This window comes from Pollutimonas bauzanensis, from assembly GCF_040393045.1.
GTDB lineage: Bacteria > Pseudomonadota > Gammaproteobacteria > Burkholderiales > Burkholderiaceae_B > Pollutimonas > Pollutimonas bauzanensis_A.
The window spans coordinates 1-15129 of record NZ_JBEBUX010000021.1 but is presented as its reverse complement, the minus strand read 5'-3'; the positions used below and the strand labels follow the sequence as shown (position 1 = coordinate 15129).

At 54.3% G+C, this 15129-nt stretch carries 17 protein-coding genes and 1 other RNA gene; 10 read left to right on the top strand and 8 right to left on the bottom strand.

The window, feature by feature from the left end:
- Position 1 precedes the first annotated feature (1 nt).
- Together ybgC and ABWO67_RS05270 are read right to left on the bottom strand one after the other, a co-directional pair.
- Positions 2-427 (bottom strand): tol-pal system-associated acyl-CoA thioesterase, encoded by a 426-nt coding sequence (ybgC, locus tag ABWO67_RS05275; RefSeq protein ID WP_353148548.1) that lies wholly within the window; start codon positions 425-427, stop codon positions 2-4.
- Positions 428-513: 86 nt separating this feature from the next.
- The gene (locus ABWO67_RS05270) at positions 514-2247 is read right to left on the bottom strand and encodes a proline--tRNA ligase (RefSeq protein WP_353148545.1); all 1734 of its coding nucleotides are present in this window, start codon (positions 2245-2247) and stop codon (positions 514-516) included.
- Positions 2248-2312: 65 nt separating this feature from the next.
- Between ABWO67_RS05270 and ABWO67_RS05265 the strand changes: the two genes are divergently transcribed.
- From ABWO67_RS05265 to ABWO67_RS05255, 3 genes are read left to right on the top strand one after another with little or no spacing between them, the layout of a single operon-like run.
- Positions 2313-2879, top strand: coding sequence for an RNA pyrophosphohydrolase (locus ABWO67_RS05265; protein WP_353148542.1), 567 nt, complete (start codon positions 2313-2315; stop codon positions 2877-2879).
- A complete protein-coding gene (locus ABWO67_RS05260) occupies positions 2860-3537 on the top strand; it encodes a response regulator (protein WP_353148539.1) in 678 nt (225 codons plus the stop codon). The genes ABWO67_RS05265 and ABWO67_RS05260 overlap by 20 nt, the downstream gene beginning before the upstream one ends.
- Before the next feature lie 3 nt (positions 3538-3540).
- Positions 3541-5037, top strand: coding sequence for a sensor histidine kinase (locus ABWO67_RS05255; RefSeq protein WP_353148536.1), 1497 nt, complete (start codon positions 3541-3543; stop codon positions 5035-5037).
- Positions 5038-5047: 10 nt separating this feature from the next.
- Here the strand turns inward: ABWO67_RS05255 and ABWO67_RS05250 are convergent, their stop codons facing one another.
- The 3 genes from ABWO67_RS05250 to ABWO67_RS05240 form a co-directional block, all read right to left on the bottom strand.
- On the bottom strand, positions 5048-5956 hold the full coding sequence (locus ABWO67_RS05250) for an NAD(P)-dependent oxidoreductase (protein WP_353148533.1): 909 nt from the start codon (positions 5954-5956) through the stop codon (positions 5048-5050).
- A gap of 165 nt (positions 5957-6121) precedes the next feature.
- Positions 6122-7627 (bottom strand): tripartite tricarboxylate transporter permease, encoded by a 1506-nt coding sequence (locus ABWO67_RS05245; protein ID WP_353148530.1) that lies wholly within the window; start codon positions 7625-7627, stop codon positions 6122-6124.
- A gap of 13 nt (positions 7628-7640) precedes the next feature.
- The gene (locus ABWO67_RS05240; RefSeq protein WP_353148527.1) at positions 7641-8102 is read right to left on the bottom strand and encodes a tripartite tricarboxylate transporter TctB family protein; all 462 of its coding nucleotides are present in this window, start codon (positions 8100-8102) and stop codon (positions 7641-7643) included.
- Positions 8103-8448: 346 nt separating this feature from the next.
- Here ABWO67_RS05240 and ABWO67_RS05235 point away from each other — a divergent pair, with 346 nt between their 5' ends.
- The 4 genes from ABWO67_RS05235 (at position 8449) to ABWO67_RS05220 (ending at position 10192) form a co-directional block, all read left to right on the top strand.
- Positions 8449-8853 carry a hypothetical protein gene (locus ABWO67_RS05235; protein WP_502929970.1) on the top strand — a complete coding sequence of 135 codons (405 nt, stop codon included), beginning with the start codon at positions 8449-8451 and terminating at the stop codon, positions 8851-8853.
- Positions 8854-8859: 6 nt separating this feature from the next.
- Positions 8860-9186: a cell division protein ZapA gene (locus tag ABWO67_RS05230; protein ID WP_353148521.1), complete on the top strand. Its 327-nt coding sequence runs from the start codon at positions 8860-8862 to the stop codon at positions 9184-9186.
- A gap of 35 nt (positions 9187-9221) precedes the next feature.
- Positions 9222-9404, top strand: a non-coding RNA gene (gene ssrS / locus ABWO67_RS05225) — 6S RNA.
- A gap of 47 nt (positions 9405-9451) precedes the next feature.
- Positions 9452-10192 (top strand): SIMPL domain-containing protein, encoded by a 741-nt coding sequence (locus tag ABWO67_RS05220; protein ID WP_353148518.1) that lies wholly within the window; start codon positions 9452-9454, stop codon positions 10190-10192.
- Here ABWO67_RS05220 and lgt read toward each other — a convergent pair.
- On the bottom strand, positions 10143-10940 hold the full coding sequence (gene lgt / locus ABWO67_RS05215; RefSeq protein WP_353148515.1) for a prolipoprotein diacylglyceryl transferase: 798 nt from the start codon (positions 10938-10940) through the stop codon (positions 10143-10145). The genes ABWO67_RS05220 and lgt overlap by 50 nt on opposite strands.
- 106 nt (positions 10941-11046) lie before the next feature.
- Here lgt and ABWO67_RS05210 point away from each other — a divergent pair, with 106 nt between their 5' ends.
- A complete protein-coding gene (locus ABWO67_RS05210) occupies positions 11047-11403 on the top strand; it encodes a c-type cytochrome (protein ID WP_353148512.1) in 357 nt (118 codons plus the stop codon).
- A gap of 9 nt (positions 11404-11412) precedes the next feature.
- Positions 11413-11940: a peptide-methionine (S)-S-oxide reductase MsrA gene (gene msrA / locus ABWO67_RS05205; RefSeq protein WP_353148509.1), complete on the top strand. Its 528-nt coding sequence runs from the start codon at positions 11413-11415 to the stop codon at positions 11938-11940.
- A gap of 40 nt (positions 11941-11980) precedes the next feature.
- Here the strand turns inward: msrA and ABWO67_RS05200 are convergent, their stop codons facing one another.
- Together ABWO67_RS05200 and hppD are read right to left on the bottom strand one after the other, a co-directional pair.
- Positions 11981-12949 (bottom strand): nucleoside recognition domain-containing protein, encoded by a 969-nt coding sequence (locus ABWO67_RS05200; protein ID WP_353148506.1) that lies wholly within the window; start codon positions 12947-12949, stop codon positions 11981-11983.
- Positions 12950-13026: 77 nt separating this feature from the next.
- Positions 13027-14139 carry a 4-hydroxyphenylpyruvate dioxygenase gene (gene hppD, locus ABWO67_RS05195; protein ID WP_353148503.1) on the bottom strand — a complete coding sequence of 371 codons (1113 nt, stop codon included), beginning with the start codon at positions 14137-14139 and terminating at the stop codon, positions 13027-13029.
- Between the two features lie 144 nt (positions 14140-14283).
- Between hppD and ABWO67_RS05190 the strand changes: the two genes are divergently transcribed.
- Positions 14284-14760 carry an Lrp/AsnC family transcriptional regulator gene (locus ABWO67_RS05190; protein ID WP_353148626.1) on the top strand — a complete coding sequence of 159 codons (477 nt, stop codon included), beginning with the start codon at positions 14284-14286 and terminating at the stop codon, positions 14758-14760.
- Positions 14761-15129 lie beyond the last annotated feature (369 nt).

Below are 15129 nucleotides of genomic sequence, written 5' to 3'. Positions count from 1 at the left end.
GTTAGTTCTGAGCCTTTTCCAGTAGGGTTCTAAGTTCGTGGGTAAGACCGGCGGGACGAAACGTATTCGCGTCAACGCAACCGACTTGGATGCTACTTTCGCACAGCAGTTCCCCATTACGCAAGGCCGATTGATCGAAATGGATCGAGGCGCGGCCAAGGCGGGTGATTTGACTGTGTATGACTAGCAAGTCGTCGAGTCTTGCTGGCTTGCGGTATTGTATTTCAACCTTCTTGATAACGAATATCCGATGTTCCTTGGCGGCAAGCTCTGATTGATTTACACCCAGGCGCCGTAGCCATTCGGTGCGGCCCCGCTCAAAGAACTTCAAGTAGTTGGCATAGTACACAACGCCGCCGGCGTCAGTGTCCTCGTAATATACGCGAATATCCATCTTGGACAATGCATCGGGTGTTTCAATTGCCATGTCTTTCGTTAAGTGGTGTGACATCCCGGCCAGCATCAGCCGGGATGTTACGCGGCTATTGGGCACTGATGCACCCGATAGCAGGGTTAGAGCGATTTTAGCCTTTCCAGCGCATAAGCAAGGGCGTCTGGCACGGGCACGTTGGTTGCCTCTACATCGCGCCTGGCCTGGATCTCGACCACGTTCTCTTTAAGTCCGCGATCACCTATCGTGATCCGTAGCGGCACGCCAATCAGCTCCCAGTCGGCAAACATGATGCCGGGGCGTATATCGCGGTCATCCAGGATAACCTCAATTCCTTGCGCCTGCAGTTCCTGATACAGGCCGTGAGCAGCGTTGCGTACTGTTTCACTTTTATGCAGGCCCATGGGGCAGATGACGACTTCGAACGGTGCGATGGCGCGGGGCCAGATAATGCCTTTGTCATCGTGATTTTGTTCGATAGCCGCTGCTGCGATACGGCTAATCCCAATTCCATAGCATCCCATTTGCAGCATGGCGGGTTTGCCATCTTTTTCCAGGAAGGTGGCACCCAGCGCCTTGGAGTATTTATCGCCCAGGAAAAACACGTGTCCTACTTCTATGCCGCGTTGGATGGCCAGTTGTCCGCCTTGGGGGTCGGGGTCGCCGGCGACGACATTGCGCAAATCGGCGACCTGTGGGTCGGGTAAGTCTCGGCCCCAGTTGGCGCCGGTGTAATGGAAGCCCTCGGCGTTGGCGCCGCAAATGAAGTTGCTCATGTTGGCAACTGTCGTGTCGGCGATAACGGTAATCGGCTTGAGGGGATTGATTGGCCCCAAGTAGCCGGGTACGCAGCCGAAGGTGGCCAGAATTTCTTCTTCGGTGGCAAATCGATAGCCGTTTTCAAAGCCGGGCAGCTTGCCAGTCTTGATTTCGTTCAGGTTGTGGTCGCCGCGAAGCAGTAGCAGCCAGATGTGGGTCTGTGCCGGTGTGTCAGCGGTTTCTGTGGCCAGGACGATGGACTTGACGGTTTCCGCGAGCGGCTTGTTCAGTTGTTGCGCAACGATTTCGCATTTGGGTGCGTCGGGCGTGGCGGTTTTAGCTAGCGCTTCTGTGGCCGGGCCTCGTTCAGCCAGAAGGCAGGGCGCTTCGGCCAGTTCGATATTGGCAGCGTAGGGGGACTCGGGGTTGTAAACGATAAGGTCTTCACCGGTATCGGCAATAACCTGGAACTCGTGGCTGCGTGATCCGCCGATAGAGCCGGTATCCGCAGCAACGGCGCGAAACTCCAGCCCAAGGCGGCCGAAGATGCGCATGTAAGCATCGAACATGGCGTCATAGCTAGCCTGCGCCGACTCTTCGTCGCGGTCGAACGAATAGGCGTCTTTCATGGTGAATTCGCGTCCGCGCATCAAGCCGAAGCGGGGGCGGCGTTCATCTCGGAATTTGGTCTGAATGTGATAGAAATTCAGGGGAAGCTGGCGCCAGCTATGGATTTCGTTACGCGCGATGTCGGTGATGACTTCTTCAGAGGTCGGCTGCAGAACGAAGTCGCGCTGATGCCTGTCTTTGATGCGCAGCAGTTCTGCGCCGTATTGTTCCCAGCGTCCGGATTCGACCCATAGCTCGGCCGGTTGCACCACGGGCATCAACAGTTCGATGGCGTGGGCGCGATTCATTTCCTCGCGAACGATGCCTTCGATCTTGCGCAGCACCTTCAGGCCCAATGGCATATAGGTATAGATGCCGCCGGCGGCTTTGCGAATCATGCCCGCCCGCGTCAGTAATTGATGGCTTGCTACTTCGGCTTCCGCAGGAGCTTCTTTAAGGGTATTAATGTGATACTTGCTTGCATGCATGGTGGGGATCTCGACAGATACGTATAATCAACAGTAATTGTATTGAATTCGCTTTGGGGTGGCCCATGTTAGACCGTGAAGGCTACCGTCCTAATGTCGGCATTATCCTCGTAAATCAAAAAAACGAGGTTTTTTGGGGTAAACGTATTCGGGAACATGCGTGGCAATTTCCGCAGGGCGGCATTAAATATGGAGAAAGTCCCGTGCAGGCCATGTTTCGCGAACTTCACGAAGAGGTGGGGTTGCGACCCGAGCACGTTCGGATATTAGGCCGGACACGTGATTGGCTGCGCTATGAAGTTCCGAACAATTTTGTTCGGCGCGATTCGCGCGGCCACTATAAGGGACAAAAACAGATCTGGTTTTTGTTAAGAATGGTTGGGCGCGACACTGACGTCAGTTTACGCGCCACACATAGTCCGGAATTCGATGCCTGGCGCTGGAGTCAGTATTGGGTTCCGCTTGACGCTGTTATTGAATTCAAGCGTGATGTTTATACACGTGCACTGAATGAGTTAGCGTTGATTTTATTTAAAAGAGGGCAGGAAACCCGTTATTTGCGACAGCGAGTGCAAAGTCATCGCGGCTTGCCCTCACTGGAAAACAAGGGCCATGCGCATACTTCTGGTTGAAGACGAACGTGAAATGGCAGCATGGCTCGAGCGGGCATTGGCTCAAAGCGGCTTTCTGCCCGAGCATGCGCCCGACGCGCAAACTGCCGAATACATGCTGGCAGGGTCTGGTTATGATGCTGTCGTCATGGACTTGCGGCTGCCCGACAAGCACGGGCTGGTTTTGTTGCGCGAAATGCGCAACCGTGGCGACGTGACGCCTGTACTGATTCTTACCGCGCAGGGGGCATTGCAAGACCGCGTGCGTGGGCTGAACCTGGGCGCTGACGATTTCCTGACCAAGCCTTTTGCGCTTGAAGAGCTCGAAGCACGGTTGGCCGCGCTGGTGCGCCGCAGCCGCGGGCGCAAGGCGCCGCAGATGGGTTGCGGGTCGCTGCTTTACGACAGCGAGAGTCGCGCATTTTCGCTGGATGGTGCGATTTTGCACCTTACGCCGCGCGAACAAGCCGCGCTGGCCGTGCTGGTTACGCGCAGTGGCATGCCTGTCGAAAAAAGCCAGTTGTTCAGCCGTGTTTTCGAGCACGATAGCGATTCCAGTCCTGATGCGATCGAAGTCGTATTGCATCGCTTGCGCAAGAAGTTGGCGGGCAGCGACGTGCATATTGTGACTGTGCGAGGCTTGGGCTACATGCTGGAAAGCATACTGGAAGACGCCTGAGACATGGCAACCTTTCCACGAAAATCTCGCGGAGGCATTAGGTTCTGGCTGCTCGTGCTGCTTATTCCCGGGGTCGTCACCTTATTGCTGGTTGATAGCCGTACCGATTACCAGGCTTTGAATGTTGTGACCCAAGAGGTCTATGACAGTGCACTGCTCGAGCCGGCCAAAGTGCTGGAAAACAGCGTTGAATTCAATGCCGACGGCTCGTTGCGTATTGATCCACCGTTTTATGCACAGGTCATGCTGGAGTCGCGCGCCGGCAACCGCAAGTATTTTCGCGTTGAAGAGGTTACACCCAACGTGTTAAGCCTGGCTGGGTCGCGCGGTCAGGTGGCCGAGGGGAAAACGTTACTGGGTATGCAGGGTTTGCCGCGACCAGTGACTTTGGCCGAAAACGAAGGGATGCCGGTTTTTTATAACGCCATGTATCGGAACGATGAGGTGCGAATGGTGGCCTTATGGCGCGACCTTCACTACAGCGGCGTGCACCGGCAAGTGATCATATTGGTGGGCGAAAGCATGGACCTTCGCTTGCACACACAACAGCAGGCATGGCGAGAGGGCTTATTTCGCGATGGCCGCATGTTAATCCTGGCCATATTATTGGTCTGGTTCAGCGTTCATTGGGCTTTGCGGCCACTGAACGAGCTTAGGCGCGAAATCAAGCTGCGCAATATCGATAATCTGATGCCGCTGGACATCTCTAATGTCCCGCGTGAAGTTGTACCGCTGGTAAAAGCGGTGAATCATCATATTGATTTATATCGCCAGGTGCTGGACAAGCAGGCCCGTTTCCTGGCTGATGCGTCGCATCAGTTGCGCACGCCATTGGCCATCATGCGTACACAGGCCCAGTATGCCAAACGCGAACCGGATATCGTGCGTATGCGGGAAACGCTTGCCGCTATCATCCGCCAGCTGGGGCAGACCTCGCGCCTGACAGAGCAGTTGCTATCTCTGGCCCATGCCAGCGGTAACGAAGTGGCGCCGCAGTCAAAAGTTGACTTGAATGCATTGGCGCGGGAAGTCGTGCTGCTGTATTTGCCGTTGGCGCGCGAGAAGCACCAGGATCTGGGCTGGGTCGATTGCCACGACGTCAGCGGCGCATCGGAGGACGCCAACGTGTGGGTCCTGGGTAGCGATGCCGAAATTCATGAATCTATTTCCAATCTTGTGCATAACGCAATCAACCACGCTGGTGAAGGCTGCTCTATTACGGTGTCGGCTGGTGTGCAGGGTAGTGATGCCTGGGTCAGCGTATGCGACAACGGCGTGGGCCTGGATCCGTCTTTGCGCGACAGCGTATTCATACGATTCGATCGGGGTGGGCCCGCACGCAAAGGGTCGCGTGCCAGTGGGTCAGGCCTGGGGCTTGCCATAGCGTTGGCTTATGCGCAGCGCAATCGTGGCACTATTGTGCTTAACGATGGCGACCCCTCAGTAGACGGAGGGGTCGGTTTATGTGCTTTATTAACGCTGCCCAGGCACCTTGCCTAGGCAGTTGCGCTTAGGTATTGCTCAGGCGCTTGATCAGGCTGGACGTGTCCCAGCGATTGCCGCCCATTTGCTGCACATCGCCGTAAAACTGGTCGACCAGCGCCGTTACAGGAACGCGTGCTCCATTATGCTTGGCTTCATTCAGCACTAAACCCAAGTCCTTGCGCATCCAGTCCACAGCAAAGCCGAAATCGAACTTGCCGTCGACCATCGTGGTGCCGCGATTTTCCATTTGCCAGCTTTGCGCAGCGCCCTTGCTGATCACCCCCAATACCTGTTTCATATCCAGTTTCGCCGCCTGTCCGAAAGCGATGGCTTCGGACAAGCCCTGAACCAGCCCGGCAATGCAAATCTGGTTGACCATCTTGCATAGTTGCCCGGAGCCCGAGTCGCCTAACAGGGTAACGGCCTGAGCATAAGCATGGGCCAGAGGTTTTATGGTGTCGAAATGTGCCTGTTCGCCGCCGCACATCACCGTAAGCGCGCCATTGGTTGCACCAGCCTGGCCTCCTGAAACGGGCGCGTCGACAAAACCAACATGTTGTTGTTTGGCTTGTTGGTAGAGTTCGCGTGCAACTTCGGCCGAGGCGGTGGTGTGGTCCACAAACAGGGTTTGCGCAGCCATGCCCGCGAGCGCGCCCTCTGGGCCCAATACGACGCTGCGCAGGTCATCATCGTTGCCGACGCAGCAGAACACGATGCTGGCCCCTTGGGCGGCCTCTTTGGGGGTCTTGGCGGCTTGGCCACCGAACTCTTTCACCCAGGCTTCGGCTTTGGCAAATGTCCGGTTGTAGACGGTGACGGTGTGGCCTGCTTTGGCCAAGTGACCGGCCATGGGATAGCCCATGACGCCCAGTCCTAGAAACGCGACACGAGTGCTGGGTAGAGAGTCGTAAGTCTTGGCGCTAATCGAGGGCATATCGTTATTCTCCTTGTATGAATGTTATGTATTGCTCCAGCCGTAAGATTAACTCATAAGCCTGGGGTTCGGGCGCCCATAAAAAACACCCCAAAGGTTGGAGTTATGTCCAACTTCTGGGGTGCTTTTCGGCAAAACGCCGTTTTTAGTTCATAACGCGGTTCGTTAACCTTCTTCTACAAAGGTCTCTTCGCGTTTCTTCTTGATCGATGGCAAGGCCACGATGCAAACCAGGATAGCGGCGGCTATCAGGAGCGACATCGATAGCGGACGCGTAACGAAGGTGGTGTAGTCGCCGCGGGCCAACAGCAATGCCCGGCGGAAGTTCTCTTCCATCATGGGTCCGAGCACCAGACCCAGCAGCAAAGGCGCGCCTTCACATTTGAGTTTTGCCCAGATGTAGCCGATCAGGCCAAATGCTGCCGTCATCCAGATGTCGAAGACGTTGTAGTTAAGGGAATACACCCCGATCGTACAAAACACCAGAATGGCCGGGAACAAAATGCGATAAGGCACTTTCAGCAACTTGATCCACAAACCAACCAATGGCAGATTCAGAATCACCAGCATCAGGTTGCCGATCCACATCGACACGATCAGGCCCCAGAACAGTTCAGGGTGGCTGGTCATGACCTGCGGGCCAGGCTGAATGTTGTGGATGGTCATGGCGCCGATCATCAATGCCGTTACCGCGTTGCCGGGAATACCCAGCGTCAGCAACGGAATGAAGGAAGTCTGCGCTGCCGCGTTATTGGCAGACTCAGGTCCAGCAAGACCGGCCGGGTGACCCTTGCCGAAACGCTCCGGGTTCTTGGAGATTTTCTTTTCCAGCGTGTAGGACGCGAACGACGACAACACGGCCCCGCCACCAGGCAAGATGCCCAGTGCCGAACCCAGCGCCGTGCCTCGTACAGCGGCAGGCCAGGCTTCTTTGAATTCCTGCTTGTTAGGATACAAAGTACCTACTTTGCCAGTGATATCGACACGTTGGTCCTTGAGTTCCAGGTTCGTCATGATTTCGGCAAAGCCGAACACGCCCATGGCGACTACAGCAAAGTCGATGCCGTCCTGCAGTTCAGGAATGCCAAAGTCAAAACGGGCTACACCAGAGTTAACGTCGGTGCCGATCATACCCAGCAGCAGGCCGAGCAGAATCATGCAAATGGCCTTGGGCAGCGAGCCCGATGCCAATACAACAGCGCCGATCAGGCCCAGCACCATCAGCGAGAAGTATTCCGCAGGACCGAACTTGAAGGCGACTTCAGCCAGGGGAGGAGCAAAGCCTGCCAGCAAGACCGTTGCCACGCAGCCGGCAAAGAACGAGCCCAGCGCTGCAATGGCCAACGCCGCACCGGCCCGGCCGTTTCGGGCCATTTGGTGGCCGTCCAGCACCGTGACCACGGCTGACGTTTCCCCCGGCAAGGCCACAAGAATGGCCGTGGTTGATCCACCATACTGTGCGCCGTAATAAATACCGGCAAGCATGATGAGGCCGGCAACAGGCGGCAGTACATAAGTAATGGGCAACAGCATTGCGATGGTCGGCACAGGGCCGATGCCAGGCAGAACGCCGATCAGAGTGCCCAGCAGGCAGCCCAGCAAACAATAAGCCAGGTTTTCTGGGGTGAAGGCCACCGAGAAACCGAGCGCCAGATGTTCAAACAATTCCATTTCGGGTGCTCCTTTAGTTACCTAGAAAACTGGGCCACAGAGGGAAGATCAAACCTAGCCCCTTGATGAACGCCAGCCAGACGAACAGGACAAGAAATATCCCGTTTGCCAAGGCAACTTTCCAGTTGAATATATGGCTTGCCATGCTGCTAAGAAAGACCAGCAGGAAGACCGAAATGTAGACGCCCAGAACATCCAGGAGTACACCGCAAAGCGCGACTGAGCCAATCACAATGAAACTGATTTTCCAGTCGAATTTTTCGAGCTCTGCTTCTTGCGCCTTGGGCGATAATGCCCCAAGAGCTACTACCGCGCCAAGTATGGTCAGGCATACGCCCAGCCAAAATGGAAAGTAACCGGGCCCCATGCGGGCAGCAGTGCCCATGGAATAACTGGTGGCGCCCAACGCAAATCCGATGCCTATGGCAACGAACATAATACCGGACCAAAAGTCCTGCTTATTTCTGAGCTGCATGTTGACGAAATCTCCCTGACAGCATGATAAAACGGATAATTGAACGCCCTGTTTTTAGCCATCTAGATGGCAGGCTTTGACCCTTAACAGGGAGGCCGGGACGACAACTACCAAAAGGTGAGGAATGGTAATGGACGTGGTCCCGGCTGGAAACCCTGATTTGCCCTTGGTTCTTCAGGGTTTACCCTCAACAACGTGGTTTTTTACATATTCGGTCAGGCTATAACCCGCTTTAATGGCAAAAATGAAAGAAAAATGAAAGGTTTTGGAAAGAGGTGTGAAAGGTTATGATTGGTTTTCATTTTTCCCTATCCACTTCACGGTGGGATGGTTTACGATAACGCCCATGTTGCAAGATATTGATTCCCTCGCTGCCCGTATCGGGCAAATGGTGCAGTTCGCTCGCCAGCTTCAAGCTGAGCGTGCTGCCTTGCAGGCTCGCCTGAAAAACCTGGAACAAGAGCGCGATGCGTTGCGTGACCAGCTATCAAGGCGTGAGGCTGAATTCGCCTCTACGACCGAGCGTGCAAACAGCCACGAAGCCGAAATGCAGGCATTGCGTTCCGAGGCTGAAGCCGCTCAGGCCACGCTTCAGGTCGAAGCCATGCAGTACAAGACCGAATTGGAAGTCGCCAAGCAAAAGCTTGCGGTCTCCCAGGCCGACACGTCGCAATTGCGCGTGGTTACTGACAAGGCTCGCGAACATATCGATTCAATATTAATGCGCCTGCCCGGCGCGCCCCAGGAGTAGAGTATTATGGAACGCATTGACGTATCCATTTTGGGCCGCGACTATTCTTTAGCTTGCATGGCATCTGAAAAAGACGCGCTTTTGGCGGCGGTTCGCCATGTCGATCAGCGTATGCTGGGCGTCAAGGGAACCGGCAAGGTTGCCAGCAACGAACGCATCGCCGTCATGGCTGCCATTCAAATCGCCATCGAGCTTCTGGCCATGCGTGCTCCCGATGGTCCTTTAAGCAATCTTGCGCTGGGTGATTTCAAGCGTAAAATTGAAGACATGAACGAAATGCTTGATCAGGTAGTGGGACCGGCAACCCAAAACCAGAGTAAGATCTCTACATAAAGTTTTCGAATATTGTTTTTGCAGTATTCACCAGTTAGTCCCTGCCGTGTTCGTGACTTGGCCATACATTCCTTGAACCAATGCTTATGGCATGCAGGTTGCTGGATTGACAAGTAGGTGTGCTTTCCTTTTAAGGCGAGCCCGAAGCTTGACTGAAGGCGACCACCTTGAACCCTCGGTTCCAGGATGCCGGCCTAGACGGCACAGGCGGGGCAATTTCTTAAAGCTCGTCTTCGGACGAGCTTTACTTTTTATAGGGCGGACAATGTATCTTTCCACGCAAAATCGTAAGTGGCTGTTAGGTATTGCGCTATGTTTAGGCGCTAGTGTCCTGGCGGCGCCAGCTTCTGCACAAGAAGATGAGGATAAGGCAGTCAAGGGCGGCAAGTGGCCTCAAGCCAGCTTGCGTGCCGAAGCTGCGGCCGAGGTGCCGCACGATACTGTGAAAATAACATTGGCCACCGAAATCAGCGATGCATCCCAGGCGGCGGTCGCCAAAGCGCTAAGTAAAACGCTGGATAGCGTCATGGGCGACGCCAAGGGCGACCCCAAAATCAAGGTCAGTAGCGGTAATTACCGGCTTTGGCCCATGAGCAACGAAAAGGGAAAAATTTCGAACTGGCGTGGCCGGGGCGAAATATTCCTTGAATCTACCGATTTTGCCGCAGCGTCCGAGCTGGCTGGCAAGTTAAGCGACCGGATGCCAATCGACAATCTGGCCTTCTCTGTTTCGCAGCAGGCAAGGGCTAAGCAAGAGCAGGCTTTGATGACGCAAGCAGTCAAGGCGTTCACCGACCGCGCTCAGGCTTTGACTGACGCCTTGGGTTTTGCTCATTACACAATACGTAATGTCGACCTGGGCGGGGCAGGAGCCCAGCCGTATCAACCAGCCGGCCGCATGATGGCGATGGCGGCTGATAAAGCCAGTGTACCGCTGGAAGGCGGCACTGAAATGGTTACCGTGTCGATTCGCGGCTCGATTTTTTTGCACTCCACACAAAAATAATGGCGCCGGCCAATACCATGGGCAGCGACAATAGCTGGCCCATGGATAGCCCGCCTGCCAATAAGCCCAGGTAGTTATCAGGTTCGCGGGTGAATTCAGCCAGAAAGCGAAACACCCCGTAGCCCATTAGGAAGACGGCGCTGATCTGACCTGTAGGACGCGGCTTGCGGGCAAATAGCCACACCAGTGCAAACAAGGCAAAACCTTCCAGCCCCATCTCATAAAGTTGTGAAGGGTGGCGGGCGACACCATCGGCAGTTTGAGGAAATACCATTCCCCAGGGCAATGTTGTCGGGCGGCCCCAAAGCTCGCCATTTATAAAATTGCCCAGACGCCCGGCAGCCAGGCCCAAGGGAATCAGGGGCGCCACAAAATCGCCAATTTCCAGCAGCGTTTTATTGCGCTTGCGGGCGAAAATCAGCAAGGCCACGATCACGCCGACCAATCCGCCATGGAACGACATGCCGCCTTGCCACAGATAGAAAACCTCAAGCGGATGCGCAAGATATTCGGCAGGCTTGTAGAACAGCACGTAGCCCAGGCGCCCGCCAGCGATAACGCCTAATACGCTATAGAAGATGATGTCTTCCAGATCGCGCAAGCTTAGGTCGGTTTCGCCTCGGTTAATACGCCATCGGCCAAGCACCCAGACTAATGCGAAGCCGATCAAGTACATCAGCCCATACCAATGTATGGCAACGGGGCCGATCTGTAGAGCAATAGGGTCGATTTGCGGATATTGAAGCATGGCCTACTTGTATCAATGAAATATCGTCGATAATACCCTGATATGCGAGGAAGCAAGCTCGGCCACGCGTAGGCGGTTTTTATTTACACGTTTCAGGTTCTGGTTTATGTACTCAACGTATTCACGATTTTTCTTGATTTTGTCCTGTTTGATCAGCTTGGGGTTTGGGGGCGCTGCCTCGGGGCAAACTACAGGCGTTGATCTGGCACGCACCAGCAATTGTCTTGCGTGTCATCAGATTGACCAAAAACGGGTTGGCCCCTCTTTTACCTTGATTGCCCAGCGGTTCGTCAACCAAGAGGGTGCGTCCGAATACTTGGCCAACGCTATTCGACAGGGAGGACGAGGCCGCTGGGGTGCGGTTCCCATGCCTGCTCAGCCGCAAGTCAATCCAGCAAACGCACGGCTCATTGCCGCATGGATACTATCGCTGGCCGATAAAAACCTGCCCGAAACTAAATAGGAGATACTTATGACTGAAGTTGCGATACTGGGTGGAGGTTGTTTCTGGTGCACTGAATCGGTATTTCAGTCAGTGCGTGGCGTGCTCGATGTGACGCCGGGTTATAGCGGCGGCCATATCGATAACCCCAGCTACGAACAAGTATGCAGCAAGACGACCGGGCATATCGAAGTGGTGCGGGTGGCTTTTGATAACCAGGTCATCGATTTTCAAACAATCTTGCAGGTTTTTTTCGCCACGCATGATCCCACGACGCTTGATCGGCAGGGCGGCGATGTCGGGCCACAGTATGCGTCCGCTATTTTTTGCCAATCTCCAAGCCAAACTGAAATCGCCCGGCAAACCATTGCTGAAGTCCAGGCCCAGCTAGGAGAGCCTGTGGTCACTAAAGTGCTGGAGGCTGAGCATTTCTGGCCCGCCGAAGATTATCACCACAACTATTATGTCCAGCATCCGGGGCAAGGTTACTGCCAGGTGGTCATTTCGCCCAAGCTAGGTAAATTCCGCAAGCAATTTTCCCAGTTGTTGGTGGGTTAGTAGGCCGCGCCGCCACGCAGTAAAGCTGAAGCGGCGCTTTTCATGGCGATTGTTTAGTTGGCACGGTGGCCGTACTCCAGTTGCCGCGGTCTGTCAGTTTAGCCAGCGTGGCAACGATGGCCAGCGTTATCAGTACGCGGCCAACCAGCACGATCCAGACATCTGCACCTAGCGCCATCAATAGCAGCGTGTCTTCAATCAGTCCGTGCGATAGCGATAGCCAGGTCAATGCGAGGAATCGCGTGCGAGCCGAGAAATTCTGCTTCTTGGATTCTTCAATAATCAGCGCTCCGCCATAGGTCAATCCGAGCAGGACGCCAACCGTTGTGACGGGGGCTACCCTGGCGTCAAGCCCGGATATCCGCAGCAAAGGCATCATGGCGGAGGTGATTCGACGCGTAATGCCTAGTTTTTCCAGCGCATCCAGTACAAGAACCAGAAAGGCGATGATCACAAAGGTCAGTAGTAAAGAAAAGGCGGTTGCCTGTGCCCATGCAAGGTAAGTATTTGATGCGCCGTCAGCAACGGTAGCGGATCCGCGCAGCCATTCAAACGATATTGGCTCAGACAGGACGCCAGTCAAGTGGCAGGCCCACGAAACGGCGGCGCCGTACACCAGGGCCGTGCCGATGCGCAGCGCCGACGTAGACCAAAAGCTTGCCCCCGCGCGTCGGACGATGGCCTGTTCTACGGGGATGTTGTGAGCGAAGAGCATCATGGCGCATAGTGCGCTTAATTGGCCTGCCGTCATATCGGCGCTGCCCGCCAGGCCGCTCAAGGTGGCAATGCCGCCATAAATGCCAGTAAGCAAGGTGGTGGTCCAGATAATCCCAGCCTCTGGAGGAAGATGTAGCAGCGACATTGCTGGTGTGATCAGGCGCCCGATCATATCCACCACACCGAATTCCTGTGCGATTTGTACGATGATCATGATTGGCAGCATGACCTTGCTGACGGCGAGGAACATTCGCCAACTGCGGTGCAGCAAGATAATAAAATACGACAACATCGCGCTTCCCTTAAATTCAGTGAAGCGATTTTATCGGTTTCCCGGCAGCAAGGTGTGCTGCTGCCGGTATTGCGGGGTTATTCGACGTTTTTCAGCACACCACGGCGCATCTGGTCGAGCTCTATCGATTCAAAAAGCGCCTTGAAGTTGCCTTCTCCGAAGCCTTCGTTGCCTTTGCGCTGGATAATCTCGAAAAATATCGGGCCGATTTGGTTTTCGGTGAAAATCTGCAGTAGCAAACCGCCCTCGGCAGCGCCGTCCAGCAAGATTTTATTGGCTTGCAGGCGGGCAGTGTCTTCGCCGTGATTCGGCAACCGTCGATCCAGCAATTCGTAATACGTGTCGGGCGTATCCAGGAACTGCAGGCCTTTCGCTTTCAGTTCCTCGACAGTGCGATAGATATCCGAAGTTGCCAAAGCAATATGCTGTATGCCTTCGCCATGGTATAGGTCAAGGTATTCCTGGATCTGGCCTTTTTCTTCGGTGCCTTCTTCGTTGATGGGAATGCGAATATTGCCGCAGGGCGACGTCATGGCTTTGGACTTCACGCCCGTCACCTTGCCCTCGATGTCGAAGTAGCGGACCTCGCGAAAATTGAACAGCCTTTCGTAGAACTCGGCCCATTCATCCATGCGGCCTTTATGTACATTGTGGGTAAGGTGGTCGACTATGGTCAGGCCTGCGCCGGTATGGCTCAGGTCGGTTTGAGCCGTTGCGGTATCAATAGGTTCGAAGTCGACATCGTAAATGCTGATGTCGCCAATGCCGCCATGGCCTTGTTTCCCCTGCCAGCGATCCACAAGATAGATTAGGGAATCGCCTATACCTTTGATGGCCGGTATGTTTAGCTCCATGGGGCCGCTGCCCGAGTCGAAGCCCCATGCGCCGAGTTCGAGGGCGCGTTTATATGCTTTGCCGGCGTCATTGACGCGAAAGGCGATGGCGCATATGGAAGGGCCGTGCAAGCGGGCAAAACGTTGGGCGAAGGAGTCGGGTTCGGCGTTGATCAGGAAATTGATGCCGCCTTGGCGATACAGCGTGACGTTTTTGTTGCGATGGCGGGCAATCGCTTTAAAGCCCAATGTTTCAAAAACTTTGCCTAGCGCGATAGGGTCTGGCGCAGTGTATTCGATGAACTCGAAGCCAGCGGTGCCCATGGGGTTGTCCCAGGGTTGAAAAGGCGTGCTCATGTCTTGGCTCCTCAATTGTGTGATGAAAGTTTATAGGGATAGGGCAGTGTAAGGAATACAGCTTGGCAGCCGATTGCAAAATTCACTTGAATAATTCAACTTTACGCAATGTAATGTCGTCTATAGTCAATTTAGAGGTGGTTTATAGTGTCAAACGATCTGGATAGGATAGATAAGCAAATTTTGATGGCATTGCAGCGTAACGGCCGTCTTAGCAATCAAGATCTGGCCGATAAAGTTGCGCTGTCGCCTAGCCCTTGCTTAAGACGAGTGCGGCGGCTTGAAGAAGAGGGCTATATCCAAAATTATGTGGCGTTGGTGAATCCTGAGAAGGTGGGGCTCAAGCTGTTGGCGTACGTGACGATACGGTTGAATAAAATGCATCGCTCAAGTCATGCGCCTATTTCGGATTTCGCGCTAGATGTGCAGGCCTGGCCTGAGGTTGTCGAGTGCTACGCCATGTCGGGAGATATGGATTATTTATTAAGAGTCCAGGTTGAAGACCTTACGAAATTCTCCCAGTTCGCTATGGACAAACTGATGCAGCATCCTGCGGTGGTCGATATGCGATCCAGTTTTACACTTCAGCGCATCAAAGAAACGACAGAATTGCCGGTATAGGCGCGTTCGGACTGCCTATGTGTTTTTCATGGGCTCTTCTATAAGAGGAGGTTCGAGTTCTATCTCAGCTTCTATATAGATAGGGTCTATATATAGAGGGTTGGTTTTGTCTATCGATGCAGGCTTTTCTCGCTCTTGTTCTCCCCGCTCTTTATATAGAGGCTTATATATATAGAGTGAGTGCGCTTCCTTCGGCGTGCGGCGCCATTTCTATTGGTGCATATGGCAACGAACTGCTATTTATGGATAAGGAGATATAGATAAGGAGAGGATGGGTTAGATATCGGGGGCTGTATGCAGTGCTTATTGTCTGTATTTGCACCTGAAGTGGGACTGGAATTAGCCGGGTAGACAGTGGTTTTCTGTTCT